Origin of the sequence: Micrococcus sp. Mcc28 (assembly GCF_024519775.1) — a bacterium.
Taxonomy (GTDB): Bacteria; Actinomycetota; Actinomycetes; order Actinomycetales; family Micrococcaceae; genus Micrococcus; species Micrococcus luteus.
Genome location: NZ_JALJRH010000011.1, coordinates 1 through 24,502 on the forward strand (window position 1 = coordinate 1; position 24,502 = coordinate 24,502).

Below are 24,502 nucleotides of genomic sequence, written 5' to 3' on the forward strand. Positions count from 1 at the left end.
CCGCCGTGTACACCCCGGCGGGTCCGGCACCGATGATGGCGATGCGCAACGGGCGATCGGGCCTCGAGGACGAGGGGGTCAGGGTCATGCTCGTGCTCCTTCGGAGGTCGGGTTCAGGGTCAAGATCGGGGCAGGGGCGGCGGCCGCAGGCGCGCCGGTGGCGTAGGGGCTCAAGCGCACGACGTCGCCCACGACGATCACGGCGGGGTTCTCCACACCGACGGCGGCCGCCTGCGCGGCGATGGTCTCCACCGTGCCCACGGTGACCCGCTGGTCCGGCATCCAGCCGCGCTCGATGATCGCCACGGGCGTCGCACCGTCGAGGCCGCGCTCCGTCAGTCGGCGCGCGGTGTCCGCGAGCCGGCGCACACCCATCAGCAGGACGAGCGTGTGGTCGGCCCGGGTGGGCACTTCGGACAGCTCTTCGTGGCCGGTCACCAGCGTGAAGCCGGTGGCGACGCCGCGATGCGTGACCGGGATCCCCGCGGCGGCGGGCACCGAGACGGCGCTCGTGACACCGGGCACCACCTCGACGTCGACGCCGTGGGCGCGGCAGTGCGCTGCCTCCTCGCCGCCGCGGCCGAGCACGTACGGGTCGCCGCCCTTGAGCCGGACGACGAGGCGGCCGGCCCGGGCCTCCCGGACCAGGACGGCGTTGATCTCGTCCTGCGTGGCCAGGTGGTTCCCGGGGGCCTTGCCGACCTCGATCACGGGCACCGCCGGGTCCAGCTCGGCCAGGAGGGCGCGCGGGCCCAGCCGGTCGGCGACCACCACGTCGGCCTCCGCGAGCAGCTGTCGGCCGCGCACGGTGATGAGCCCGGAGTCGCCGGGGCCGCCGCCGACGAGGGCCACGCGGCCGGGCTCGGAGGACGCGCGCCGCCGGCGCAGCGGCAGCCGCCCCGTGGACAGGGCGAGGGTGATCGCGTCCTTCAGGGCGCGGGCGCGGCGAGGGTCTCCCCCGGCGTTGACGGCCACGGTCACGTCCCCGGCCCGGACGACGGCGGGCGTCCAGGCGGCGGAGGACTCGGCATCGGAGGCGTCGACGCACCAGACGCGGCGGGCCTCGGCGTCGGAGGCCACGGCCCCGTCCACGGCCCGGTCGCCGGTGGCGGTCTGGGCGAACCAGACCCCGTCGAGGTCGGACGGGCGGTAGGGGCGGCGATGCAGGGTGAGCAGGCCGGCCGCCGCGAGCCGCTCCACCTCCTCCCCCGGCTTCGGGGCCACCACGGTGACGAGCGCGCCGGCGTCGAGGAGGGAACCCACGCGGCGGCCGGCCACGCGCCCGCCGCCCACGATCAGGACGGGCCGGCCGAGCAGACGCAGGGAGGTGGGGTACAGATCGGACGCGGTCATCGCGTGCTCCCTTCCAGCAGCCCGCGGCGGCGCAGCATGCGCCGCTCGACGGGGCCGAATGCGGCCAGTTCGACGAGGACGCCGACGGCCAGGATGGTCAGGACGGCGCAGAGGACGACGGCGAGGTCGGACGCGGCACGTCCCTCGTGGAGCAGGGTCCCGAGTCCCACGCCCATGGGCCCGCCGACGGCGATGATCTCGGCGGCCATGAGGCCTCGCCACGCGAAGGCCCAGCCCTGGCGCAGGCCGGAGACGAAGGCGGGCAGGGCGGCCGGGAGGACCACCAGCAGGGCGGTCTCGAGACGCGAGGCGCCCAGCACCCGGGCCGCGCGACGCAGCTGCGGCGGCACCTGGTCCGTGCCGGTGGTGAGGCCGGCGACCACGGCGGGGACGGCGCCGGTGAGCATCACGAAGTACGCGGTGGCGTCGCTGAGGCCGAACCACAGCACCGCGAGCGGCACCCAGGCCACGTTGGGCAGCACCATCAGGGCCGTGAGCAGCGGGCCGAACGCCCGCCGCAGGACGCTGACCTGTCCGAGCAGCAGGCCCAGCCCGACGCCGACGACCACGGCGAGTGCGAAGCCGACGACGGCGCGGCCCACCGACGTCGCCACTGCCTGCTGGACGAGACCCTGGGCCCACAGCGTCCCGAAGGCCCCGAGGACGTCGCCGGGACCGGTGATCGGCTCGCCGCGCGCACCGGCCAGCCACGCGAAGGCCTGCCAGATCGCCACGAGCAGGACGACGGCGGCCACCGGGAGCAGGACCCGGCTCCAGTCCCACCCGGCCAGACCCGTCCGACGGGTCGAGTCGACGGCCTGGAGCGCGTCGAGGCCGCTGTCGAGCTCGCGCAGCTCGTCGTCGGTGGCGGCCCCCGGCGCGCGGCCGGGGGCGTCGAGGGTGGGGGTGTCAGTGCGCATGGCGACGGATCTCCTGACCGAGTCGGGCGGTGATGGCGGCCGTGAGGGCGGCCGCGGCGGGCGCGTCGTGGCGGGCGGCTGCGGGCACGTCCCATTCGGCGACGACGCGACCCGGACGTGAGGACAGCAGCAGCACCCGCTGGCCGAGGCGGACGGCCTCGGCCACGTTGTGGGTGACGAACACGACCGTCCGGCCGGTCTGCCGCCACACGCGCTCGAGCTCCCCATGCAGCAGGTCGCGGGTGATCGCGTCCAAGGCCGCGAACGGCTCGTCCATGAGCAGCAGGGGGCGGTCCTGGGCGAGGGCCCGGGCCAGGGCGACGCGCTGGCGCATGCCGCCGGAGAGCTGGTGGGGTCGCAGGTCGGCGGCGTCGTCCAGGTGGACGAGGCGCAGCAGCTCCCCGGCACGCTCCCGACGCTCCCCCGCGGCCACACCGGCGAAGCGGAGGGCGAGCTCGATGTTGCCGCGGGCGGTGAGCCACGGGAAGAGGGCGGCGTCCTGGAACATGAACGCGGCCCCCTCCCGGGGGGTCTTGACGACGCCCGCGGTGGGCGCCTCGAGCCGGGCGATGATGTTCAGCAGGGTGGACTTGCCGCATCCGGACGCGCCGAGCAGGCAGACGAACTCGCCCGGCTCGATCCGCACGGAGACGTCCTCCAGCACGGGCGTGGGCCCGCCGAAGCTCTTGCCCACGTCCTCCATCACCACCGTCATGACCGCTCCCGTCGCCCCGTCGTCATCCGTCTCAGGCCTCGTCGCGGCCGCGCACCATGCCGGCGGCGAGCGTGGCCCCGTCGTGGGGGTCGATCACGAGGAACGCCCCGGTGCGCCGATGCACGGCGTAGGGCTCCACGGGCAGCGGCGCGGCCAGGTGCAGGCGCACCTGTCCGATGTCGTTGAGCCCGAGGGTCTCGGCCGGGTCGAGCCGCAGGGTGTCGAGGTCGAGCCGGCCGGCCACCTCCTGGACGAGCGCCCGGACGACGGCGGTGCCGTGCTTGACGAGGACCTGCTGCCCGACGCGCAGCGGTGCGGCGGAGAGCCAGCACAGCGCGGCGGCCACCTCCGTGGTGGGGCGCGGGGCGGTGTCCGCGGCGGCGATCGTGTCCCCGCGGGCCACGTCCACCTCGTCGGCCAGGCGCAGGACCACCGACTGCGGGGAGGAGGCCTCCTCGAGGGACTCGCCGGCGGCGTCCACGCCCACCACGGTGGTGGTGCGCACCGGCTGCCCCGGGGTGAGGACGGCGACGGCGTCCCCGGGCCGGACGGTGCCCGCCACCACCTGCCCGGCGTAGCCGCGGTAGTCGCGGAAGACCTCGGGGTCGAGGCCGGGGGCCAGGGCGCCCTGGGGGCGCACCACGAGCTGCACCGGGAAGCGGAAGGAGGCCGCGGCGTCGTCCTCGGCGTCCGCCCCGGGCAGGGACTCGAGCAGCTCCATGAGCGTGGGGCCGGTGTACCAGTCCGTCCGCTCGGAGCGGGTGACCACGTTGTCGCCCTGCAGGGCGGACACCGGGACGCTCACCGCGTCGGAGAGGCCGAGCTCCCGGGCCACGCGCCGCACGTCCTCGGCGATCGCGGTGAAGACCTCCTCGGCGTAGTCCACGAGATCGATCTTGTTGACCGCGACGATCACGTGCGGCACCCGCAGCAGGGCCACCACGCTGAGGTGGCGTCGGGTCTGCTCCACCACGCCCTTGCGGGCGTCCACGAGCAGCACGACGGCGTCGGCCGTCGAGGCGCCCGTGACGGTGTTCCGGGTGTACTGCACGTGCCCGGGGCAGTCGGCCAGCACGAAGGTGCGCCGGTCCGTGGCGAAGTACCGGTACGCGACGTCGATCGTGATCCCCTGCTCCCGCTCGGCGCGCAGGCCGTCGGTCAGCAGCGCCAGGTCCAGCCCGCCCTCGGCGCCGCCGAAGCCCCGCTCGGCGGAAGTGCGGGCCACGGCCTCGAGCTGGTCGGCCAGGACGGCCTTGGAGTCGTGCAGGAGGCGGCCCACGAGGGTGGACTTGCCGTCGTCGACCGAGCCGGCCGTGGCCAGGCGGAACAGGGTCCCGGCGGGGGCGCGCCGGTCCAGCAGTGCGGTGCTCATCAGAAGTACCCGTCCTTCTTGCGATCTTCCATGGCCGCCTCGGAGATGCGGTCGTCGGCGCGGGTGGCCCCGCGTTCGGTCAGGGTGGAGGCGGCGACCTCGAGCACGACGTCCTCGACGGTGGCGGCCTCCGAGAGGACGGCGCCGGTGCAGGACATGTCGCCCACCGTGCGGTAGCGCACCGTCCGCGTGGTGACCTCCTCGTTCTCGGCCGGGCGGGAGTGCTCCCCCACGGCGCGCCACATTCCGTCGCGGCGGAAGACCTCCCGCTCGTGCGCGTAGTAGATGGAGGGCAGCTCGATGCCCTCGCGGGCGATGTACCGCCACACGTCCAGCTCGGTCCAGTTGCTGATGGGGAACGCGCGGACGTGCTGGCCGGGGGTGTGACGGCCGTTGTAGAGGTTCCACAGCTCGGGGCGCTGGTTGCGCGGGTCCCACTGGCCGAACGCGTCCCGCAGGCTGATGATCCGCTCCTTGGCCCGCGCCTTGTCCTCGTCACGGCGGCCTCCCCCGAAGACGGCGTCGAACCGGTTGGTCCGGATCGTGTCCAGCAGGGGGGTGGTCTGCAGGGTGTTGCGGGTGCCGTCGGCGCGCTCACGCAGCTCGCCGCGGTCGATGTACTCCTGCACGGAGCCCACCACGAGCCGCAGGCCGAGCCGCTCCACCGTGCGGTCGCGGAACTCGAGGACCTCGGGGAAGTTGTGGCCGGTGTCCACGTGGACCACCGGGAAGGGGATCCTGCCCGGCCAGAAGGCCTTCGCGGCCAGGTGGAGCATCACCACCGAGTCCTTGCCGCCCGAGAAGAGCATGGCGGGGCGCTCGAACTCGGCCACCACCTCGCGGACGATGTGGATCGCCTCGGCCTCCAGGGCGTCCTGGACGTCGGGCCCGGCGGGGCTCACGGTCCCCGGGTCGGGGGCATGGGTGAGGGTCATCGTGTCTCCTTGGTCTGTCTCGGGTGCGGCGCTCAGACGTGGATGCCGCACTCGGTCTTCGCGGTCCCGGCCCAGCGCCCGGCTCGGGGGTCCTCCCCGGGGGCGACGGGGCGGGTGCAGGGACGGCAGCCGATCGACGGGTAGCCGTTCTGCAGGAGCAGGTTCACGGGCACGTCGTGGTCCGTGGCGTAGCCGACCAGGTCGTCGAAGCTCCACGGGGCGACGGGGTTGACCTTGACCATGCCGTGGGCCTCGTCCCAGCCCACCAGCGGGGTGTTCGTGCGCGTCGGCGCCTCGTCCCGGCGGACGCCGGTGAACCACAGGTCGTATCCGGCCAGCGCCCGGTTGAGGGGCTCGACCTTGCGCATCGCGCAGCACAGCCCCGGGTCACGGGCGAACAGGTCCTTGCCGTGGCGCTCGTCCTGCTCGGCCACGGTCAGCTCCGGCAGCACGTCCACCACGGTGACGTCGAGGCGGCGGGCCACCTCGTCGCGCGTCGCGAGGGTCTCGGTGAAGTGATAGCCGGTCTCCAGGAAGAGGACGTCCACGCCGGGCATTCGCTGCGCCACCAGGTGCGGCAGGACGGCGTCGGCCATGGAGCAGGCGACGGCGGCCCGGCGGAGGTCCACATGGCGGGCGGCCCAGTCGACCACCGCCTCGGCGGGGGCGTCCCAGCCGAGCTCGGCGGCGCCGGACTCCGCGAGCGCCTGCAGGCGCTCGAGGTCCTCGGTCGGACGGGTGGGGGGAATGGTGCTCATCGGAGGGCCTCCTCGTCGACTCGGTGCGCCCACCGGGCGAAGGTCTCGCCCGGCTCGCGCTGCTCGTCGTACCGGCGGACGAGGCGCTCGACGTAGTCGACCAGCCCGTCCGCGCGGACCTTCAGGCCGCGGACGCTGCGTCCGAGGCCGGCCTCGGCGCGGTCCACGGAGGCCAGGCCGCCGCCCAGGTGGACCTGGAAGCCGGGCGTCTGGCCGCCGTCGTCGTCCGGGAGCAGCTGGCCCTTCAGGCCGATGTCCGCGGTCTGGATGCGGGCGCAGGAGTTGGGGCAGCCGTTCACATGCAGGCTCAGCCGCTCGGGGAGGCGGTCGGCGAGGTCGGCCAGGCGCTCCTCGAGCTGGGCGATCGCGGCGGTGGCGGTGTCCTTCGTGTCCACGATGGCGAGCTTGCAGAACTCCAGGCCCGTGCAGGCGATGGTGGAGCGGCGGAACACGGACGGCTCCGGGTCCAGTCCCAGCTCCTTCAAGCCGGCCACGACGGCGTCCACACGGTCCCGCTCCACGTCCAGCACCACGATCTTCTGGTGCGGGGTGGTCCGCAGCCGGGTGGAACCGTGGGCCTCGAGCAGGTCCGCGAGGGCGGTGAGGGTGGTGCCGCTGGAGCGGCCGACGACGGGGGCGGCACCGATGTAGAAGCGGCCGTCCTTCTGCTCGTGGACCCCCACGTGGTCGCCGGGGCGGGTGGGCGGGGCCGGGGCGGGTCCGTCGGGCAGGGCGTAGCCGAGGTACTCCTCCTCCAGCACGGTGCGGAACCTCTCCGGCCCCCAGTCCTCGAGCAGGTACTTCATGCGGGCCTTGTTGCGCAGGCGCCGGTAGCCGTAGTCACGGAAGATGCTCACGACGGCGTGCCACACCTCGGGGGCGCGCTCGGCCGAGACGAAGGCGCCGATCCGGTCGGCCAGGCGGGCCTTCGTGGACAGGCCGCCGCCGACCCACAGGTCGTAGCCGGGGCCCAGCTCGGGGTGCACCACGCCGATCAGGGAGACGTCGTTGATCTCGTGGACCACGTCCTGGGAGGGATGTCCGGTGATGGCGGTCTTGAACTTGCGGGGCAGGTTGGAGACCTCGAGGTCGCCGATCCAGCGGTCCGCGATCTCCCGGATCACGGGCGTGGGGTCGATGATCTCGTCCGCGGCGATCCCGGCCACCGGTGAGCCGAGGATCACGCGCGGCACGTCGCCGCAGGCCTCGGTGGTGGACAGGCCCACGGACTCCAGGCGCCGCCAGATCTCGGGGACGTCCTCGACACGGATCCAGTGCAGCTGGACGTTCTGCCGGTCGGTGATGTCCGCGGTGTCACGGCCGAAGTCGGTGGAGATCCCGCCGATCACGCGCAGCTGCTCGGTGGTGAGGTCGCCGCCGTCGATGCGCACGCGCAGCATGAAGTAGCGGTCCTCGAGTTCGTGGGGCTCCAGGGTGGCGGTCTTGCCGCCGTCGATCCCCTGCCGGCGCTGGGTGTACAGGCCCCACCAGCGGAAGCGGCCGTGCAGGTCGTCCGAGGGGATCGAGTCGAAGCCCTCCCGGGCGTAGACCTGCTCGATGCGCTCGCGGACGTTCAGGCCGTCGTCCTGCTGCTTGAACTCCTCGTTGTGGTTCAGGGGGGTGGTCCCGTCCACCTTCCACTGGCCGTGCGGCTTGGCGGAGGGACGGCGCGGAGTGCGCGCCGGCCTCGACGTCTCGTTCACCTGGGTCATGGCCGCCACGCTAGGAACCCGGCATGCCGGCCCCAAGATCGTCGACGCGGTTCGTCACGTTCCCGGGGCCGGGCCGCGGCGGGGACCCGGTCCGGCCCCGGTCGTGTGACGGACGGCTCAGCGGCCTCCGGCGGCTCCCCTCGGGGCCTCTACGAGGGCGGACCGCAGCCGGTCCAGGGCGATCCGCGCCACCAGCGGATGCGGCAGCAGGGGGTCGGTGACCGCGTCCGCGCCGGCCTCGCCGAGCCGGTCGTGGAAGTACCCGGGGGCCAGCAGGTGGGCGGCCACCACGGCGCGACGGCCGGCGGCGTGCACCCGGGCGACGGCGTCGGGCACACGGGGGGTCGCCGCCGCCCCGAACGCAGCGGTCACGGGCAGTCCCGTGGCCCGGGCCAGGGCCCCGGCCAGGGCGTGCACCTGGGCCTGGCCGTCCGCGGCGCGGGTGCCGGCCGCCGCCAGGATGACGTCCGATGTCGCGGCCTCACCGGCCGGCACCGCCCGGGCCACCCGCTCGGCCAGAACGGTCACCAGGCGCGGCTCGACGTCGTCCCCGGCCCCGGCCAGCGGTGCGGCGGCGATCGTGCCGGGTCGGGCGGCTGCGGCGTGGTGGATGTCGTGGTGGACGTGATGGCCCAGGGACAGCAGCAGCGGCACGATCACGGCCGGCTCCCCCGGGGGCAGGGCCGCCACGACCTCGTCGAGGGAGGGGCTCTGCACGTCCACGTAGGCCTCGTGGACCTGGGCGCCCGGCCCCTCGGCGGCCAGGAGGGCCGCCAGGTCGGCACGGAGGCCGTCGATCACGTCGCGGCCGGCCGCGTCGTGCGTGCCGTGGGCGCAGGCGATCACGTGCAGCACGGGCGCGCTCATGCCGAGCCCACCGCGTCGGCCCACACGTTCTGCGGCCCGCCGCTCACCGGCGGATCACCTTGTGCTGGGCGGCCTGGGCGACCGGCCGCATCACGATCTGATCCAGGTTCACGTGGTGGGGCAGCTCGACGGCGTGGACGCACACCTCGGCGACGTCCTCGGCGGTGAGCGGCTTCTCCACGCCCGCATACACGGCGTCCGCGGCGGACTGGTCGCCGCCCAGGCGGTTGCGGGAGAACTCCTCGGTGTGGACCATGCCCGGGAGCACCTCGATCACCCGCACGTTGTGCTCGGCCTCCTCCAGGCGCAGCGCGCCGGTGAGCCCGTGCTGGCCCATCTTCGCGGCGTTGTAGCCGGCGCCGCCCTCGTAGGCGGTGACGGCGGCGGTCGAGGTCAGGTTGAGCACGGTGCCCTCGCCGTGGGCGCGGAGCATGGGCAGGAACGCCTGGCACATCGTCAGGGTGCCGAGCACGTTGACGCGGTACATCCACTCCCAGTCGGCGCGGTCGCCCACGCCCACCGCGTCCGTGCCGAGCGCTCCGCCGGCGATGTTGACGAGGGTGTCGGCGCCGCCGTCGGCCTCGACGCGCGAGGCCAGCGCGGCGACGGCGGCCTCGTCCGTGACGTCCAGGGCGGCGGGGACGACGTCGCCGCTCACGCCCTCGGCCCGGGCGTCGGCAGCGAGGGTCTCGAGGCGCTCGGCCCGGCGGCCGACGGCGTACACGCGCCAGCCGCGGCGGGCGAGCTCGAGGGCCGTGGCGCGGCCGATGCCGCTCGTGGCCCCCGTCACGACGGCGGCGCGGGCGGGGTTCTTCGCAGGTTCATGGGTGTGGCTCACGCCTCCGACCGTAGCCGAGCCGTGCCGTTCGGAGCACCGCCCGGATCACCTCCGCCAGGTCGAGCGGCTGAAAGGGCGGGACGTCCCGGGCGTCGTCGCAGGCCCGGCCCGCCGCCCCGGTCATGGGAGGATGGCGGGCATGGCTGAGAACACGCAGGGCACAGACACGCCCATCGACGCATCGACCCCGTCCACCCCCGCCGCCGGCGCCGTGGCCGTGCCGGACAAGCCGGCCCTCGAGGGCCTCGAGGAGAAGCTGACCGCCCGCTGGGCCGACGAGCGCACGTACGCGTTCGACACGCAGACCACCCGCGAGCAGGTCTACTCGATCGACACTCCCCCGCCGACCGCCTCCGGCTCCCTGCATGTGGGCCACGTCTTCTCCTACACGCAGACCGACGTGCTCGCCCGGTACCAGCGCATGAACGGCAAGAACGTGTTCTACCCGATGGGCTGGGACGACAACGGCCTGCCCACCGAGCGCCGTGTGCAGAACTACTACGGCGTCCGCTGCGACCCCGCCAAGCCGTACGTGGAGGGCTACCGCCCGCCGGAGAAGCCGGCGAAGAACCAGCGCGACTGGGACGTGATCTCCCGCAAGAACTTCATCGAGCTCTGCGAGGAGCTCGCCGTCGAGGACGAGAAGGTCTTCGAGGACCTCTTCACCCGCCTCGGCCTGTCCGTCGACTGGGACATGACCTACCGGACCATCGACGACGTCTCCCGCGCCGTCTCCCAGCGCGCCTTCCTGGCCGGCATCGCCTCGGGCGACGCCTACCTGGCCGAGGCCCCCACCATGTGGGACGTGACCTTCCGCACCGCCGTGGCCCAGGCCGAGCTCGAGGACCGCGAGGTCCCCGGCGCCTACCACCGCTACGCCTTCACCGCTGCGGACGGCGAGCAGGTCTTCATCGAGACCACCCGCCCCGAGCTGCTGGCCTCCTGCTCCGGCCTGGTCGCCCACCCGGACGACGAGCGCTACCAGCACCTGTTCGGCACGACCGTCACCTCCCCGCTGTACGGCGTGGAGGTCGAGGTCTTCCCGCACCCGCTGGCCAAGCCGGACAAGGGCTCCGGCATCGCCATGGTCTGCACCTTCGGCGACCTCAACGACGTCACCTGGTGGCGCGAGCTGCAGCTGCCGACCCGCACCCTGATCGGCCGTGACGGCCGCTTCGCCGCCGACACCCCCGAGTGGATCACCACGGACGCCGGCCGACAGGCCTATGCGGACACCGTGGCCGGCAAGACCGTGTTCTCCGCCAAGCAGGGTGTGGTGGACGCCCTCACCGCGGCCGGCCTGCTGGACGGAGAGCCGAAGAAGATCATGCACGCCGTGAACTTCTACGAGAAGGGCGACAAGCCGCTCGAGGTCGTCACCTCCCGCCAGTGGTACATCCGCAACGGCGGCCGCGACGCCGACCGCCGCGCGGAGCTGATCGAGCGCGGCCGCGAGCTCTCCTGGCACCCGGAGCACATGCGCCACCGCTACGAGAACTGGGTCGAGGGCCTCAACGGTGACTGGCTCGTCTCCCGCCAGCGCTTCTTCGGGGTGCCGATCCCGGTCTGGTACCCGCTGGACGCGGAGGGTGAGCCCGACTATGAGAACCCGATCCTCCCGGCCGACGAGCAGCTCCCCGTGGACCCGGCCGCCGAGGCCGCCCCGGGCTACTCCGAGGACCAGCGCGACGTCCCCGGCGGCTTCACCGGCGACCCGGACGTCCTGGACACCTGGGCCACCTCCTCGCTGACCCCGCAGATCGTGGGCCGCTGGTCCCGTGACGAGGCGTTCTTCAACAACGTCTTCCCGTTCGATCTGCGCCCGCAGGGCCACGACATCATCCGCACCTGGCTGTTCTCCACCGTGGTGCGCGCCCACGCCCTCAACGGCTCCGTGCCGTGGACGGACACCGCGCTCTCCGGCTGGATCCTCGACCCGGACCGCAAGAAGATGTCCAAGTCCAAGGGCAACGTGGTGGTCCCGACCGACATCCTGGACCAGTTCGGCTCGGACGCCGTCCGCTACTGGGCCGCCTCGGCCCGCCTCGGCGCGGACACCGCCTACGAGGTGGCGCAGATGAAGATCGGCCGCCGCCTGGCCATCAAGCTGCTCAACGCCGCCAAGTTCGTGCTGAACCTGGGCGCCACGCAGGACGCCGTCATCCGCACGGCCGACGACGCCGCGGCCGTCACCAACCCGCTGGACGCCTCCCTGCTGACGCGCCTCGCGGCCACCGTGGAGCAGGCGACCCGCGCGTTCGAGGCCTACGACTACGCACGCGCCCTCAACGTGACCGAGCAGTTCTTCTGGGCCTTCACGGACGACTACGTGGAGCTCGTGAAGGACCGTGCCTACGGTGGCCACGGCGAGGCCGAGCAGGCCTCGGTGGTGACCACGCTGGCCACCACCCTGGACGCCCTGCTGCGTCTGCTGGCCCCGTTCCAGCCGTTCGCCACCGAGGAGGTGTGGAGCTGGTGGCGCGCCGGCTCCGTGCACACCGCCGCGTGGCCGGGCGCCGCGGACGAGGTGGCGTCCCTGTCCTTCGCCGCCTCCGCCGGCGACGCCGAGGTCCTGCCCACCGTGGCGCAGGTCCTGGGCGGCATCCGCAAGGCGAAGTCCGAGGCCAAGGTGAAGCAGCGCACCGAGGTGCGCTCCGCCGTGGTGACCGGACCGGCCGACTGGCTCGAGAAGCTGCGCGGCGGCCTGGCGGACCTCAAGGCGGCCGGCAACATCGCGGACCTGTCCCTCACGCAGGGCGAGGCCGGCGAGTCCGCGCCCCTGACCGTCTCCGACGTGCAGCTCGCACCGGTCGACGACGACTGACCCGCGCCGCGCGTTCCCGGACGGTGTCTCGGGAGCGCACGCGGCACGACGACGGCCCCGTCGCCCATCACGGGCGGCGGGGCCGTCGTCGCGCCCGTGCTGCAAACCCGAGTCTGCCGTCAGCGTGGGATGTTCGTGGCCCGGATCCGGTAGGGCACAGCACGCGTCGGACAGTCCGCCGCCGGATCGGAGTTCGTCGGGAGGCGGCCCTCCCGGGGGTGTCGTGGTGCACCTCCCGGTCGTGCTCCTGCCGCATGTCGCAGTGCGGTCACCGCGGCAGGGGTGGACACTGAGAGGATGAGACCGACACCCGATCCCGCCCCGGCCGGCCGCCGCGCCTGCGACTCCTCCGCCCGGCGGATGTCCGCCGCCCTCGCCGCCATGGGCGTGCTCCACTTCGTCCGACCTGAGCCCTTCGACGGGCTGATCCCGCCGTTCCTGCCCGGCTCGGCCCGCGCGTGGACCCACGGCTCCGGCGTGGCCGAGCTGGCCGTGGCGGGTCTGCTGGCCGTCCCGCGCACCCGGCGCGCGGGCGGACGCGCCGCGCAGGCGCTCTTCCTCGGCGTGTGGCCCGGCAATGCGTGGATGGCCTGGCGGTGGCGACGCCGGCCCTGGCCGGCGCAACTGGTCTCCCTCGGGCGGCTGCCCCTGCAGGTCCCCCTGATCCGCGCGGCCGGCAGAGTGGCGCGCAGCTGACCCCCGCCGCCCCGCACCCCGACGACGCCGGCCCCACACCTTCGCGCTGAAGGTGTGGGGCCGGTCTCGTGCGAGCCGGGGGCTCAGTCGAACTGCGGATCCGTGGTGCGGGCCCGCTTGATCTCGTAGAAGTACGGGAAGTCGGCCAGGGCGACGGCGCCGTCGAAGATGCGGCCCGCCTCCTCGCCGCGCGGGATGCGGGTCATCACGGGACCGAAGAAGGCCGTGCCGTTGAACGCCACGACGGGCGTGCCGACGTCGTTGCCCACGAGGTCCTCCGCCTCCTTCTGGCTGGCGCGCAGCTGCTCGTCGGCCACGTCGGTGCGGGCGGCGTCCAGGATGTCCGCGTCGTGGCCCAGCTCCTCGAGGGCCTCGGCCACCACGGCCTCGTAGTCCGTGCGGCCCTGCTCGTGGATGCGGGTGCCGACCGCGGTGTACCACGGGCCGAGCGCCTCGGCACCGTGCCGCTCGCGCACCTGCACGGCGGCGCGGGCCGGCAGCCAGGCCTTCTCGAGGCGGGCCAGGTAGTCGGGGTCCAGGTCGCGGCCCTCGTTCAGGACGGCGAGCGACATGATCTTGAAGACCACCCGCACGTCGCGCACCTTCTGGACCTCCAGGATCCACCGGGAGGTGATCCAGGCGAACGGGCACGTGGCGTCGAAGTAGAAGTCGACGGTGGGCTGCTGCGTGGTGTCGGTCATGCTGTGCTCCTTGCGGTCAGGGAGCCGTCTCGGCTCCGGTCGGTCCTGCTGGGCGACGGCGGTCAGGCGCTCCGGCCGCGTCGACGTCGTTCCACCTCGGCCGGGATGAGCGTGGGCTCGGCCTCGCCGCGCACCACGTCCCCGGAGATGACGACCGTGCCCACATCCGAACGGGAGGGCAGCTCGAACATCACGGGCTTGAGGACGTTCTCCATGATGGAGCGCAGGCCGCGGGCGCCGGTGCCGCGGGCCTCGGCCTGGGCGACGACGGCGTCCAGGGCGTCCTGCTCGAACTCGAGCTCCACGCCGTCCATGAGGAACATCTTCTGGTACTGCTTGAGCAGGGCGTTCCTCGGTTCGGTCAGCACCCGCACGAGCTGTTCGTGCGTGAGGTCCTCGACAGTGGTGATCACGGGCAGGCGGCCGATGAACTCGGGGATGAGGCCGAACTTCAGCAGGTCCTCCGGCCGCACGTCCGCGTAGGTGACGTCCCCCGCGCCCAGGTGGTTCAGGGGCGCGCCGAACCCGATGCCCTTGCGTCCGGCACGGGAACCGATGATCTCGTCCAGGCCCGCGAACGCGCCCGCCACGATGAACAGCACGTTGGACGTGTCGATCTGCAGGAACTCCTGGTGGGGGTGCTTGCGCCCGCCCTGCGGCGGCACCGACGCCACCGTGCCCTCGAGGATCTTCAGCAGGGCCTGCTGCACCCCCTCGCCGGAGACGTCCCGGGTGATGGAGGGGTTCTCGGACTTCCGCGAGATCTTGTCGATCTCGTCGATGTAGATGATGCCCTGCTCGGCCTTCTTCACGTCGTAGTCCGCGGCCTGGATGAGCTTGAGGAGGATGTTCTCCACGTCCTCGCCCACATAGCCGGCCTCGGTGAGGCTGGTGGCGTCCGCGACCGCGAACGGGACGTTGAGCCGCCGGGCGAGGGTCTGCGCGAGATACGTCTTGCCGGAGCCGGTGGGGCCGACCATGAGGATGTTCGACTTGCCGACCTCGACGTCCGCGAGGTCGTCCCGCTCGGTGAGGCGGTCGGCCAGGTCACCGCCCCGCGCCTGCGGCCCACGCACGCGCTTGTAGTGGTTGTACACGGCGACGGCGAGGGAACGCTTGGCCGCCTCCTGACCGATCACGAAGCTCTCGAGGTGGTCGAAGATCTCCTGCGGGGTGGGCAGGACGGTCTCGTCCGCCTCCGCCGCCTCGCCGAGCTCCTCCTCGATGATCTCGTTGCACAGCTCGATGCACTCGTCGCAGATGTAGACACCCGGGCCGGCGATGAGCTTGCGCACCTGCTTCTGGCTCTTCCCGCAGAACGAGCATTTCAGCAGGTCAGCGCTCTCTCCGATACGCGCCATGGTGGTACTCCTCGAAGGCCGGGCGGAGACGTCCGCCCCGCGCGGGCGTCGTCGCTGTCAGATTCCGTCCAGCATACGGCCGTGGACGGACACGTTAAGGGACCGGGTCCCCGGTCGGCGCCGAGGGGCCCGGCCGCGCGGCCGGACCCCTCGGCGGGCGTCGTCGGTCAGGCAGACGGGCGGGTGATCTTGCGGGAGGCGAGGACCTCGTCCACGAGGCCGTACTCGAGGGCCTGCTCGGCCGAGAGGAACTTGTCCCGGTCGATGTCCTGCGAGACCTCCTCGGGCGTGCGGTTGGTGAGGGAGGCCAGCGTCTCCTCCATCCACACGCGCATCCGGTTGATCTCCTGGGCGTGGATCTGCAGGTCCGTGGCGGTGCCGCGGTCGCCCTGCATCGCCGGCTGGTGGATCAGCACGCGCGCGTTGGGCAGCGCCAGACGCTTGCCGGGGGCGCCCGCGGCCAGCAGCACGGCCGCGGCGGAGGCGGCCTGGCCCAGGCACACGGTCTGCACCTCGGGGCGGATGAACTGCATGGTGTCGTAGATCGCCGTCATGGCCGTGAACGAGCCGCCCGGCGAGTTGATGTACAGGGTGATGTCACGTTCGGAGTCCATCGCCTCGAGCACGAGCAGCTGGGCCATCACGTCGTCGGCCGACGCGTCGTCCACCTGCGCGCCGAGGAAGACGATGCGGTCCTCGAAGAGCTTGGCGTAGGGGTCCTGACGCTTGAAGCCGTAGGGGGTGCGCTCCTCGAACTGCGGGAGGATGTAGCGCGCGTCCGGCGTGGGCAGGGAGGGCATCCCGGTGGGGAGCCCGGCGGGGAACTGGGTCATTCTTGGTCTCCTGGAGAGGGTCGGGACGGTCCGGGCCGGGCTCAGCCCCGGACGCCGCCGCCGCCGGTCACGGACGCGGCACGGTCGGCGATGTGGTCGATGAAGCCGTACTCGAGGGCCTCCTGCGCGGTGAACCACTTGTCACGCGCGTTGTCCTCGAGGATGGTCTCCACGGACTGGCCGGTCTGCTCGGCGGTCAGCTCCGCCATCACCTGCTTCATGTGCAGGATCAGCTGGGCCTGGATGCGGATGTCCGACTCGGTGCCGCCGATGCCGCCGGAGGGCTGGTGCATCAGCACGCGGGCGTGGGGGGTGGCGTAGCGCTTGCCCTTGGTGCCGGAGGCGAGCAGGAACTGGCCCATGGACGCGGCGAGGCCGGTGGCCACCGTCACGACGTCGTTGGGGATGTACTGCATCGTGTCGTAGATCGCCATGCCCGCGGTGACGGAGCCGCCCGGGGAGTTGATGTACAGGTAGATGTCCTTCTCCGGGTCCTCGGCCGAGAGCAGGAGCAGCTGGGAGCAGATCGCGTTGGCGTTGTCGTCACGGACGTCCTCGCCCAGCCAGACGATGCGCGACTTCAGCAGCTGGGTGTAGAGGAAATCCTCGCGCTGCGCCGGGTCCACCGAACGCATGCTGGGGGTGATGTCGGTCATCACTTCCGCCTTCCTGTCGAGATGTCCACGGGCCTCCCGAACGGCGGCCGCTCGCGCGGACGGACGGGTCCCTGATCGAGTCCGACACTAGCCGGGCGTCCGGGCCAGCGCGCGGGACGCCGTCGGCGTTTCGCTGTTGGCGCAGGTTGTCGCGGACCCCGCCCGGGGCCGCCCACCGGGGCCCCGGGACGACGACGGCGCCCCCACCGGCGTGGGCGGGGGCGCCGTCGTCGTGGCTCGGCGGGGGTGCGTCCCCACCGGCCGGGATCAGGCCTGCTCGGCCGCCTCGGCGTCGTCGGCCTGCTCGGCCGGGGCCTTCTTGGCCGTCGACTTCTTCTTGGCCGGGGCCTTCTCGGCGGGCTTCTCCTCCGCCTCGTCGGCGCCCTCGGCCTCGGCGCCCTCGGCCTCAGCGTCGAGGGCCTCCTGGCCGCCCGGGGTCACGAACGCCGTCAGGTCCACGGCCTTGCCGTCGGTGTCGGTGACCTCGGCGTACTCGAGGACCTTGGCCAGGGCCTTGCGGCGGCGGACCTCGCCCATGATCATCGGGATCTGCCCGCCCTGGTCGAGCATCATGGCGAACTGGTTCGGGTCCATGCCGTACTCGGAGGAGGTGGCGATGATGTACTCGATCAGCTCACCCTGGTCGACCGTGACCTCCTCGGCCTCGGCGACCTCGTCCAGGATGACCTCGTTGGCGAACGCCTCGCGGGTGTTCTGCTCGAGCTCGGCACGGTGCTCGGCGGTGTCGTGGTCGTCGCCCGCGGTGTGGCCGCCGGCGGAGAAGTGCTGCTCGACCTGCTCGGCGATGACGCCGTCCGGCACCGGGACCTCGACGAGCTTGGCCAGCTCCTCGAGGACCTTGTCGCGGGCCTCGACGCCCTGGCGGTTCACGGCCTCCTCGGCGGCCTGCTTCTTCAGGTCCTCCTTGAGCTCGGCGATGGTGTCGAACTCGGAGGCCAGCTGGGCGAACTCGTCGTCGGCCTCGGGCAGCTCGCGCTCCTTGACGGCCGTCAGCTCCAGCTTGACCACGGCGGTCTCGCCGTCGTGCTCGCCGCCGTTGAGCGTGGTCTCGAAGGTGGCGTCCTCGCCGGCGGACAGGCCGTCGAGGGCCTCGTCGATGCCCTCGAGCATGGTGCCGGCGCCCACCTGGTAGGACAGGCCCTCGGCCTGGTCGACCTGCTCGCCGTCGACCGTGGCGGTCAGGTTCATCGTGACGAAGTCGTCCTGGGCGGCCGGGCGGTCCACATCCTTGAGGGAACCGAAGCGCGAGCGCAGGGCGTCGAGGGCCTTCTGCTCGTCCTCCTCGGTGGCCTGGGCGGGCTCCACCGTCACCTTGAGGCCCTTGTAGTCGGGCAGCTCGATGGTCGGGCGCACGTCGAACTCTGCGGTGAAGGCCACCGGGCCCTCGGCGTTCTCCGCGTCCGGGGTGGCGGTCACGTCGACCTCGGGGCGGGAGATCGGGGTGAGCTCGGCCTCGGCGATGGCGGCGGAGAACCAGGTGTTCAGGCCCTCGTTGACGGCCTGGTCCACGACGATCTCGCGGCCGAAGCGCTGCTCGATCAGACGTGCCGGGATCTTGCCCTTGCGGAAGCCCGGGATCTGCACCTGGTTGGCGATGTCCTTGAACGCCTTGTCCAGGGCGGGCTTCACCTCCTCGAACGGCACCTCGACGGTCAGCTTGACGCGGGTCGGGCTGAGGTTCTCTGCGGTGGACTTGACCACGGATGACTCCTGTTGGTGGTGGTGGATGGTCTTGACGTCGAGTCGGGGTGACAGGATTTGAACCTGCGGCCTCACGCTCCCAAAGCGCGCGCTCTACCAAGCTGAGCTACACCCCGCCGTCGTCCCCGACGCCGGCGGGCTCACGCGGTGGAGGCTCGCCGGGCACCCGAGGGACTGCCCGAGGGCAGACTGTGGAATCCTAGCGCGCCGTCTCGCGCCCCGCGAAAAGCCGCGATCGCCGGCCCGTGAAGCCGTCCATCGTGGCGTTGACCCCGAGGACGTCCATCGTGCGGTCGAAGACGGGCGCCGGCAGGGCGCGCAGGGGCGCGATCAGACCGACGGCGCGCGGCAGCAGCAGGCGGGTGCGGCCGGCCTCGACGGCGTCCAGCACCTCCTGCGCCACGTGGCGCGGATCCAGCACGGGCAGCAGCCAGGGCACCCGGCTGCGCACGCCCGCGAACATCCCGGTGTCGATGTAGAAGGGGCAGACGGCGAGGGAGGTGACGCGGCTGCCGTCCTTGCGCAGCTCCGCGGCGAGGGACTCGGCGAAGCCGACCGCGGCGTGCTTGGTGGCGGAATAGTCCGTCTGGCGCGCGACGCCGACCAACCCCGCGGCCGAGGCCACCGTGACCACGGCCCCGCGGTCCCGGGCCCGCATTCCGGGCAGGACCGCCCGGGTCAGCCAGTACGGCGCGAGTGCGTTCACCTCGAAGGTGCGGCGGATGCCCTCCTCCGTGGCGTCCTCGAGGCGCACGCCCGTCACGACGCCCGCGTTGTTCACGGCGACGTCCACCTCTCCGGCGCGGGCGGCGGCGGCCTCGACGGCGGCCGCGTCCGTCACGTCCACGCGCTCGGCCTGGGCGTCCGCGCCCTGAGACCGGATCTCGGCGGCGACGGCCTCAGCCCCCTGCAGGTCGAGGTCCCAGACGACGACGCGGCCCGCGCCGCGGCGGGCGGCCCCCAGGGCGATCAGTCGACCGATGCCGGACGCGCCGCCCGTCACGAGGACGGTGGCGCCGCGCAGGGACAGGGGACGACGGCCGGCGAGGGCGGACGCGGCCCTGCGGAGGGCGGGACGGGAGCCGTGCATCATGCCTCTTCCCCCACGGCCGACGCGGGCCCGCCGTGATACGGTGTCAGCCGCTGGTCCGCGCCGAGCGCGGCCCCGCGGGGATGTAGCTCAATGGTAGAGCCCCAGTCTTCCAAACTGGCTACGCGGGTTCGATTCCCGTCATCCCCTCCGGACCTCATGAGCCGGGTCATCGTGTGCACACGATGGCCCGGCTCATGGCTTTCTCGGGTGCGTCGTCGTCCGCGCCGGTGCCTTGACCGCTGTGCCCGGTCGGGCCTGCTACAGGCCCCTCAGCTCTGACAGGTGAGGCACCGGTAGAGCTTCCGGGCCGCCATCTCCTCCACCACGATCGTCTCGCGCCCGCACACGAGGCAGGCCAGGCCCTGCCGCTGGTACACGTAGTTCGCGTGCTCGGGCCAGGCCGATTCGGCAGGGATCCCCGGCCGGTGCTCGGGCCGCGTGGTGACGATCCGCCCGAGCCGCACGCCCTCCCGCATGAGCGCGGCGTTGTCCGCCCAGAGGAATGCCAGGTCCGACGCGGAGACCTCCCGGGCCGGCCGCCACGGGTCGATGCCGGCGCGGAACAGCGCCTCGGCCCGGAAGATGTTGCCGATCCCGCTGACGGCCGCCTGGTCCATCAGCACGACGCCGATCGGCCGCCGTGTCCGCCGGGCGAGGTCGTAGAACGGCGCGGGATCGTCGTCGCTCAGCGGATCCGGGCCCAGGCCGGCGACGACGTCGGCAGCCTCGGCCGGAGTGAGCGCGCGGCACCGGCTCGCGCCGATCAGGTCGGCCCAGCCGTGCTCGGCGCGCAGTCGCAGCCGGACCGTGGCGGCCGGCGGCGGGGGCTGGACCCAGCCGTCGGCGTCGCGAGCGGGCTCGGCGGCCGGGGCGCCGTCGTCGTGGACCTCCCGCTCGCCGATCCGGCGGGGTGCGCCGATCGAGGACGCGGCCGCGAAGTCCTGATCCCCGCCGAAGGTCCACGCCCCGTACATGCCCAGGTGGACGTGGAGCACGTGGCCGCCGGAGACGTCGGCGAAGAAGTGCTTGCCGTGGGCCCGGGCGCGCTTCAGGACCTGGCCGTCGAGCAGGGCGGCCCCCTCGGCGAAGCGGCCCTGCGGACTCGTGGCGCGGATCCGGCGGCCGCCGAAGACGTCGGTGAACTGGCGCGCGAGACGGTGGACGGAGTGGCCCTCAGGCACTCACATCAGCACCTCTCCGGTGGTCTCGTAGTGCGCGATCTTCCCGATGCGGCGCACGTGGCGCTCGTCCTGGGAGAACGGTTCGGCCAGGAACGCCTCGATGAGCTCGGTGGCCTCCTCGAGCGAGTGCTGTCGACCGCCGACGGCCACGACGTTCGCGTCGTTGTGCGCGCGGGCCAGCCGCGCCGTGTCCAGGTTCCAGGCCAGGGCGGCTCGGACGCCGGCCACCTTGTTGGCGGCGATCTGCTCGCCGTTGCCGGAGCCGCCCAGCACGATGCCGAGCGAGTCCAGTCCCTGCTCGCGGTCGGCGACGACGGCGCGGGCGGCGTTGATGCAGAAGCCCGGGTAGTCGTCCTGCGCGTCGTACTCGGTGGGTCCGTGGTCCACCATCTCGTAGCCAGCGGCGGTGAGGTGCTCCACCAGGTGGGCGGACAGCTCCATGCCGGCGTGGTCGGTGGCGATGTGGACGCGCATGCGCAGACTCCTCCAGAAGGACGACGGTCGGGTGGGGTCAGTCTACTGACGGCCCCACCCGACCCCCTGCCCCGGGGCGGGCCGGCTCAGATCAGCGCGACCGATCGCTCGGGCTCGCGCACCGGCATGGGCTCGGGCTCCCCACTCGCCGAGGAGAGGAAGCCCTCCCCGGTGAAGTGGCCGTTGCGGGCGCGGAAGTCGTAGGCGTAGTCGGGCCAGATCAGCGTCAACTTGCCCGAGCGGGGGTCGACGTACCAGGAGTGGCAGCCGCCGTCCACGAGCCACACCGAGGTGGCGGCCCGCTCCTGGAGACGGTCCACGTACTCCTCCTGGGCGAGTGTCTCGGGGACCATCGTCCTAATTCCCTCGTGCTCCACCCGGTCCAGGGCCTCCAAGATGTACGCGATCTGCGACTCGATGATGTAGACGATCGAGTTGTGCCCCAGCGAGGTGTTCGGCCCGTTGATGGCGAACAGATTCGGGAATCCCGCCACGGCCGTGGAGTCGAACGCCGCCATGCCGCTGCTCCAGTGATCGGCCAGGGAACGGCCCTCACCGTCGTGGACGCGCTCGGCGAACGGCGGCTGGGCCGCCTCGAAGCCGGTGCAGAGGACGACGACGTCGACCTCGTACCCGTGACCGCTCACGCCGAACAGCCGGCTCCCCTCGACGCGGTCCAGCGCGCTGTCCTCCAGGGTGACGTTGTCCCGGGCCATGGCCGGGTAGTAGTCGTTGGAGACGAGCACACGCTTGCAGCCCGGCAGGTACCGCGGCGTGAGGCGCTCGCGGAGCTCGGGGTCAGAGACCGCGGCGGCCAGGTGCCCGAGGGCCTGGGCCCGGACCTGGTCCAGTGCGGCCGGCACACCGCGGCGCTGGGCATAGTTCGACTCGGCGAACCAGAAGATGTCGTCGCGCTCGCGCTGCATGGTGTGCGGGGCGCGCTCGAACATGCGGCGCACGGCCGCGGAGTACGGCTTGACCACGCGCGGGGTGACCCACGCGGGGGTGCGCTGGAAGACGACGAGCTCGGCCGCCGTCGCCGCCAGCTCGGGGATGACCTGGATCGCGGAGGCGCCGGTGCCGACGACGGCGACACGCTTGCCCTTCAGGTCCACCGTGTGGTCCCAGCGGGCGGAATGGATGACCTCGCCCTCGAAGGCGTCGAGACCCGGGACGTCCGGCAGGCGGGGGTCGGCGAGGTGCCCGGTGCCCATGATGAGCCAGCGTCCCGTGTAGGTCCCGCGCGGCGTCCGCACCGTCCACCGCTCCGTCTCGGGGTCCCAGTGCGCTTCGAGCATGTCCGCCCCGAGACGCAGGTGCGGGGTGAGGCCCTCGTCCTCGGAGAAGCGCACGAGGTAGTCCTGGATCTCCGGACCCGGTGTGTAGAAGCCCGACCACTGCGGGTTCGGCGCGAAGGAGAAGCTGTAGAGGTGGCTCGGGACGTCGCACGCGGCACCCGGGTAGGTGTTGTCCCTCCAGGTCCCGCCGACCTGCTGGGCGCGGTCCAGGATGAGGAAGTCCTCGCGGCCGTGACGCCGCAGCTGGGCGCCCATGCCGAGGCCGGCGAATCCGGAGCCGATGATGAGGATCTCGGCGGACTCGTCGCGCGGTGCGGGGCGCACGTCGGTGGTGGTGGTCATGGCGGTGGTCATGGCTGGCCCCTCTCTCAGGCGTGGGTCTCGGGGATGATCGCGCCGGCCGGGTGGCGGTCGGGCTCGCGCAGGTACAGGTCGACGATCTGCATGAGTTCGGCCGGGCGCTCGAGGAAGAAGGCGTGGCCGCTCGTCATGGTCGTCAGCCGCGCGTCGTCGATGATGCCGAGCAGCTCGTACTGGTGATGGGGCGGGACCATGATGTCCTCGGCACAGGAGACGATCAGTGTCCGCGCGGTGACGGCGGAGAGACGGTCGGCGACGTCCACGCGGGCGTTCAGGTCCATCTGCCGGGCGGTGAACTCGTCCGCGGTCAGGGAGGCGAGCGCCCCGTCGAGCATGGCCGGGGTCAGGGAGCGCAGGGCCAGCGGGGACAGGCCGCAGAAGGCCGTGTAACGGGCCAGGGCATCAGGGCTCGTGGCGTACAGGTGCCGCCAGACCTCGTTGCGCAGGCGCTGGTGGACATCCGTCGTCGCCCAGCCGGCCACGAGCACGAGGTTCTCCACACGGCGACCGAGGTCGGCGGCCAGCTGCCCGGCCACGACGGCGCCGAGTGAGTAGCCCAGCAGGTCGAACGCGGCGTCGGGGCCGAGGAGCTCGTCGACGACAGCCCGCACCTGGCCGACCAGCAGGTCGACGGTCAGGTCTGCGGCGGGGTCGGCCGTCGGCGCCCAGTCCACGGCGATGACGCGCGTCCGCGTGGCCATCATCGGGAACAGGTGGCCGAAGTGCGAGGCGGTCGTCCCGCCCGTGCCGTGGACCAGCACGAGAGGCCGGTCGAGCTCCCCGGGTGTCACCGAGTCGTGGCAGGTGACGGAGGCACCGTCCACGCTGACGGTGCGCGTGACGGTCGATGCGGTCAGTGGCATGAGGCTCCTCCTGGAAACCGATATGTGGACTATGGGGACGACACCCGCGATGTGACGCGCCCTACATTTCCCAGCATGGCGCGTTCATTTCTCGGAATGCAAGTAGAGCGGCAATCATTTAGTCCATCAGATGGAACTGGCTCCGACGCCGGAGCTGCGGCACGATCGACCGGTGACCCCTATGACCCCACCCACCGGCGTCCTGCCCCGTGCCGCCCTCGTGATGCGCCTGCTGCACGAGGCCGGACCCGCCGGCCTGCGGCTGAGCCAGCTCGTCCAGCGGACGGGTCTGCCCCAGCCCACCGCCCATCGACTGCTGGCCGACCTGGCGGAGCAGGGTGCCGTGACCCGGCGCGGGGCCGCCTATGCGCTCGGTGATCGGTGGGGCCCGGTCGGGTTCGAACCGGTGACGCCGCGGTGCCTGATCGAACGCGAGGCCAGCCGGGCCGTGGTCCAGGCCGCCGCGGACGAGCTGGGGGACACGGTCTACCTGGCGGCACGGGCTGCGGGCGGAGTGGCCTACCTCCTGCGATGCGACGGCGACTCCCCCGTGCGCGTCTTCACCGTGGAGGTCGGCGAGGTCAAGCGGCTTGCCGCCGGGTACGCCGGCATCGCGCTCCTGGCCGCCCTGCCGCCCGAGCGCCGGCGAGCGGAGGTGGACGCGGTCGTCGCCCGGCCTCCCCGCCGCTGGAACCTGACGGATGACGGGGCCCTGCACGACCTGCTGGACACCCTGCTGCGTCAGATGGACGAGCAGGGGTGGTGCGGCGGTGTGCCGGTCGTGCCCGGGGTGGCCGGAGTCGCCTGTGGCGTCCCGGCGCGGACGGGAGGCATCCCCCAGGTGTCCCTCACCGCCTCGGCGGCCGAGCAGCGGATGCCACCGGCACGCGTGCCCGAGGTGGCTGAGGTGCTGCGTGCGGCGGCGACCCGACTGGCCGAGATCGGGGGCTGAGCACGCCGGCCGGCCCGC

The 24,502-nt window shown here is 72.8% G+C and carries 22 protein-coding genes and 2 tRNA genes; 4 read left to right on the forward strand and 20 right to left on the reverse strand.

From position 1 onward, the window contains the following. Positions 1 to 84: 84 nt before the first annotated feature. The 9 genes from cobA to NR073_RS07180 all read right to left on the reverse strand — a co-directional run bounded on the left by cobA (position 85) and on the right by NR073_RS07180 (position 9,470). Complete coding sequence (gene cobA, locus NR073_RS07140) at positions 85 to 1,353, reverse strand: uroporphyrinogen-III C-methyltransferase (protein WP_060974124.1); 1,269 nt, start codon at positions 1,351 to 1,353, stop codon at positions 85 to 87. Next, positions 1,350 to 2,273, reverse strand: a complete 924-nt coding sequence (locus NR073_RS07145) for an ABC transporter permease (protein WP_060974123.1) — start codon at positions 2,271 to 2,273, stop codon at positions 1,350 to 1,352. The genes cobA and NR073_RS07145 overlap by 4 nt, the downstream gene beginning before the upstream one ends. Next, positions 2,263 to 2,988, reverse strand: coding sequence for an ABC transporter ATP-binding protein (locus NR073_RS07150; RefSeq protein WP_010078844.1), 726 nt, complete (start codon positions 2,986 to 2,988; stop codon positions 2,263 to 2,265). The genes NR073_RS07145 and NR073_RS07150 overlap by 11 nt, the downstream gene beginning before the upstream one ends. A 31-nt stretch (positions 2,989 to 3,019) precedes the next feature. Next, positions 3,020 to 4,360 (reverse strand): sulfate adenylyltransferase subunit 1, encoded by a 1,341-nt coding sequence (locus tag NR073_RS07155; RefSeq protein ID WP_256748702.1) that lies wholly within the window; start codon positions 4,358 to 4,360, stop codon positions 3,020 to 3,022. Further along, a complete protein-coding gene (cysD, locus tag NR073_RS07160; protein ID WP_061867768.1) occupies positions 4,360 to 5,295 on the reverse strand; it encodes a sulfate adenylyltransferase subunit CysD in 936 nt (311 codons plus the stop codon). The genes NR073_RS07155 and cysD overlap by 1 nt, the downstream gene beginning before the upstream one ends. Positions 5,296 to 5,327: 32 nt before the next feature. Beyond that, on the reverse strand, positions 5,328 to 6,053 hold the full coding sequence (locus NR073_RS07165) for a phosphoadenylyl-sulfate reductase (protein ID WP_044659092.1): 726 nt from the start codon (positions 6,051 to 6,053) through the stop codon (positions 5,328 to 5,330). Next, entirely contained in the window at positions 6,050 to 7,765 is a 1,716-nt protein-coding gene (locus NR073_RS07170; protein ID WP_122055017.1) for a nitrite/sulfite reductase, read from the reverse strand. Before NR073_RS07170 ends, NR073_RS07165 begins: the two co-directional genes overlap by 4 nt. A gap of 117 nt (positions 7,766 to 7,882) precedes the next feature. Then, the gene (locus NR073_RS07175; RefSeq protein WP_036316890.1) at positions 7,883 to 8,632 is read right to left on the reverse strand and encodes a sirohydrochlorin chelatase; all 750 of its coding nucleotides are present in this window, start codon (positions 8,630 to 8,632) and stop codon (positions 7,883 to 7,885) included. 43 nt (positions 8,633 to 8,675) lie between these two features. Beyond that, positions 8,676 to 9,470 (reverse strand): SDR family oxidoreductase, encoded by a 795-nt coding sequence (locus NR073_RS07180; protein ID WP_044659094.1) that lies wholly within the window; start codon positions 9,468 to 9,470, stop codon positions 8,676 to 8,678. A 139-nt stretch (positions 9,471 to 9,609) separates the two neighbouring features. Here NR073_RS07180 and valS point away from each other — a divergent pair, with 139 nt between their 5' ends. Further along, the gene (gene valS / locus NR073_RS07185) at positions 9,610 to 12,294 is read left to right on the forward strand and encodes a valine--tRNA ligase (protein WP_049146115.1); all 2,685 of its coding nucleotides are present in this window, start codon (positions 9,610 to 9,612) and stop codon (positions 12,292 to 12,294) included. A gap of 360 nt (positions 12,295 to 12,654) precedes the next feature. Continuing rightward, on the forward strand, positions 12,655 to 12,990 hold the full coding sequence (locus NR073_RS07190; protein WP_036316984.1) for a membrane protein: 336 nt from the start codon (positions 12,655 to 12,657) through the stop codon (positions 12,988 to 12,990). 83 nt (positions 12,991 to 13,073) lie between these two features. Here the strand turns inward: NR073_RS07190 and NR073_RS07195 are convergent, their stop codons facing one another. From NR073_RS07195 to NR073_RS07225, 7 genes are all read right to left on the reverse strand, one after another. Beyond that, a complete protein-coding gene (locus NR073_RS07195) occupies positions 13,074 to 13,691 on the reverse strand; it encodes a DsbA family protein (protein ID WP_036316880.1) in 618 nt (205 codons plus the stop codon). Positions 13,692 to 13,753: 62 nt separating this feature from the next. Then, on the reverse strand, positions 13,754 to 15,052 hold the full coding sequence (gene clpX, locus NR073_RS07200) for an ATP-dependent Clp protease ATP-binding subunit ClpX (protein ID WP_036316877.1): 1,299 nt from the start codon (positions 15,050 to 15,052) through the stop codon (positions 13,754 to 13,756). Between the two features lie 167 nt (positions 15,053 to 15,219). Beyond that, a complete protein-coding gene (locus NR073_RS07205; RefSeq protein WP_041104792.1) occupies positions 15,220 to 15,885 on the reverse strand; it encodes an ATP-dependent Clp protease proteolytic subunit in 666 nt (221 codons plus the stop codon). A 41-nt stretch (positions 15,886 to 15,926) separates the two neighbouring features. Then, the gene (locus NR073_RS07210; RefSeq protein ID WP_169577765.1) at positions 15,927 to 16,541 is read right to left on the reverse strand and encodes a ClpP family protease; all 615 of its coding nucleotides are present in this window, start codon (positions 16,539 to 16,541) and stop codon (positions 15,927 to 15,929) included. A 267-nt stretch (positions 16,542 to 16,808) separates the two neighbouring features. Continuing rightward, complete coding sequence (tig, locus tag NR073_RS07215) at positions 16,809 to 18,263, reverse strand: trigger factor (protein WP_041104794.1); 1,455 nt, start codon at positions 18,261 to 18,263, stop codon at positions 16,809 to 16,811. A gap of 42 nt (positions 18,264 to 18,305) precedes the next feature. After that, positions 18,306 to 18,379 (reverse strand) — tRNA-Pro (locus NR073_RS07220). Between the two features lie 83 nt (positions 18,380 to 18,462). Further along, positions 18,463 to 19,356, reverse strand: a complete 894-nt coding sequence (locus NR073_RS07225; protein WP_041104796.1) for an SDR family oxidoreductase — start codon at positions 19,354 to 19,356, stop codon at positions 18,463 to 18,465. Positions 19,357 to 19,432: 76 nt separating this feature from the next. Between NR073_RS07225 and NR073_RS07230 the strand changes: the two genes are divergently transcribed. Next, positions 19,433 to 19,503: transfer RNA gene (locus NR073_RS07230), tRNA-Gly, on the forward strand. Between the two features lie 122 nt (positions 19,504 to 19,625). Here NR073_RS07230 and NR073_RS07235 read toward each other — a convergent pair. The 4 genes from NR073_RS07235 to NR073_RS07250 form a co-directional block, all read right to left on the reverse strand. After that, complete coding sequence (locus NR073_RS07235) at positions 19,626 to 20,537, reverse strand: Fpg/Nei family DNA glycosylase (protein ID WP_041104798.1); 912 nt, start codon at positions 20,535 to 20,537, stop codon at positions 19,626 to 19,628. Then, positions 20,538 to 21,011, reverse strand: a complete 474-nt coding sequence (locus NR073_RS07240) for a ribose-5-phosphate isomerase (RefSeq protein ID WP_044659097.1) — start codon at positions 21,009 to 21,011, stop codon at positions 20,538 to 20,540. An 86-nt stretch (positions 21,012 to 21,097) separates the two neighbouring features. Continuing rightward, a complete protein-coding gene (locus tag NR073_RS07245; RefSeq protein WP_049146108.1) occupies positions 21,098 to 22,663 on the reverse strand; it encodes an NAD(P)/FAD-dependent oxidoreductase in 1,566 nt (521 codons plus the stop codon). Positions 22,664 to 22,677: 14 nt separating this feature from the next. Further along, positions 22,678 to 23,532, reverse strand: coding sequence for an alpha/beta fold hydrolase (locus tag NR073_RS07250; protein ID WP_049146105.1), 855 nt, complete (start codon positions 23,530 to 23,532; stop codon positions 22,678 to 22,680). Between the two features lie 181 nt (positions 23,533 to 23,713). Between NR073_RS07250 and NR073_RS07255 the strand changes: the two genes are divergently transcribed. Next, on the forward strand, positions 23,714 to 24,484 hold the full coding sequence (locus NR073_RS07255) for an IclR family transcriptional regulator (protein ID WP_041104802.1): 771 nt from the start codon (positions 23,714 to 23,716) through the stop codon (positions 24,482 to 24,484). The last annotated feature ends 18 nt before the right edge of the window (positions 24,485 to 24,502 follow it).

Excerpts from the sequence above, each read along its gene's own strand:
- NR073_RS07190 (WP_036316984.1), top strand. The coding sequence starts at position 12,655 with ATGTCCGCCGCCCTCGCCGCCATGGGCGTGCTCCACTTCGTCCGACCT.
- clpX (WP_036316877.1), bottom strand. The coding sequence starts at position 15,052 with ATGGCGCGTATCGGAGAGAGCGCTGACCTGCTGAAATGCTCGTTCTGC.
- NR073_RS07210 (WP_169577765.1), bottom strand. The coding sequence starts at position 16,541 with ATGACCGACATCACCCCCAGCATGCGTTCGGTGGACCCGGCGCAGCGC.
- NR073_RS07155 (WP_256748702.1), bottom strand. The coding sequence starts at position 4,360 with ATGAGCACCGCACTGCTGGACCGGCGCGCCCCCGCCGGGACCCTGTTC.
- valS (WP_049146115.1), top strand. The coding sequence starts at position 9,610 with ATGGCTGAGAACACGCAGGGCACAGACACGCCCATCGACGCATCGACC.
- cysD (WP_061867768.1), bottom strand. The coding sequence starts at position 5,295 with ATGACCCTCACCCATGCCCCCGACCCGGGGACCGTGAGCCCCGCCGGG.
- NR073_RS07205 (WP_041104792.1), bottom strand. The coding sequence starts at position 15,885 with ATGACCCAGTTCCCCGCCGGGCTCCCCACCGGGATGCCCTCCCTGCCC.
- NR073_RS07240 (WP_044659097.1), bottom strand. The coding sequence starts at position 21,011 with ATGCGCGTCCACATCGCCACCGACCACGCCGGCATGGAGCTGTCCGCC.
- NR073_RS07195 (WP_036316880.1), bottom strand. The coding sequence starts at position 13,691 with ATGACCGACACCACGCAGCAGCCCACCGTCGACTTCTACTTCGACGCC.
- NR073_RS07150 (WP_010078844.1), bottom strand. The coding sequence starts at position 2,988 with ATGACGGTGGTGATGGAGGACGTGGGCAAGAGCTTCGGCGGGCCCACG.
- NR073_RS07255 (WP_041104802.1), top strand. The coding sequence starts at position 23,714 with ATGACCCCACCCACCGGCGTCCTGCCCCGTGCCGCCCTCGTGATGCGC.
- NR073_RS07175 (WP_036316890.1), bottom strand. The coding sequence starts at position 8,632 with ATGAGCGCGCCCGTGCTGCACGTGATCGCCTGCGCCCACGGCACGCAC.
- NR073_RS07245 (WP_049146108.1), bottom strand. The coding sequence starts at position 22,663 with ATGACCACCGCCATGACCACCACCACCGACGTGCGCCCCGCACCGCGC.
- NR073_RS07170 (WP_122055017.1), bottom strand. The coding sequence starts at position 7,765 with ATGACCCAGGTGAACGAGACGTCGAGGCCGGCGCGCACTCCGCGCCGT.
- NR073_RS07165 (WP_044659092.1), bottom strand. The coding sequence starts at position 6,053 with ATGAGCACCATTCCCCCCACCCGTCCGACCGAGGACCTCGAGCGCCTG.
- NR073_RS07225 (WP_041104796.1), bottom strand. The coding sequence starts at position 19,356 with ATGATGCACGGCTCCCGTCCCGCCCTCCGCAGGGCCGCGTCCGCCCTC.
- NR073_RS07145 (WP_060974123.1), bottom strand. The coding sequence starts at position 2,273 with ATGCGCACTGACACCCCCACCCTCGACGCCCCCGGCCGCGCGCCGGGG.
- NR073_RS07250 (WP_049146105.1), bottom strand. The coding sequence starts at position 23,532 with ATGCCACTGACCGCATCGACCGTCACGCGCACCGTCAGCGTGGACGGT.
- cobA (WP_060974124.1), bottom strand. The coding sequence starts at position 1,353 with ATGACCGCGTCCGATCTGTACCCCACCTCCCTGCGTCTGCTCGGCCGG.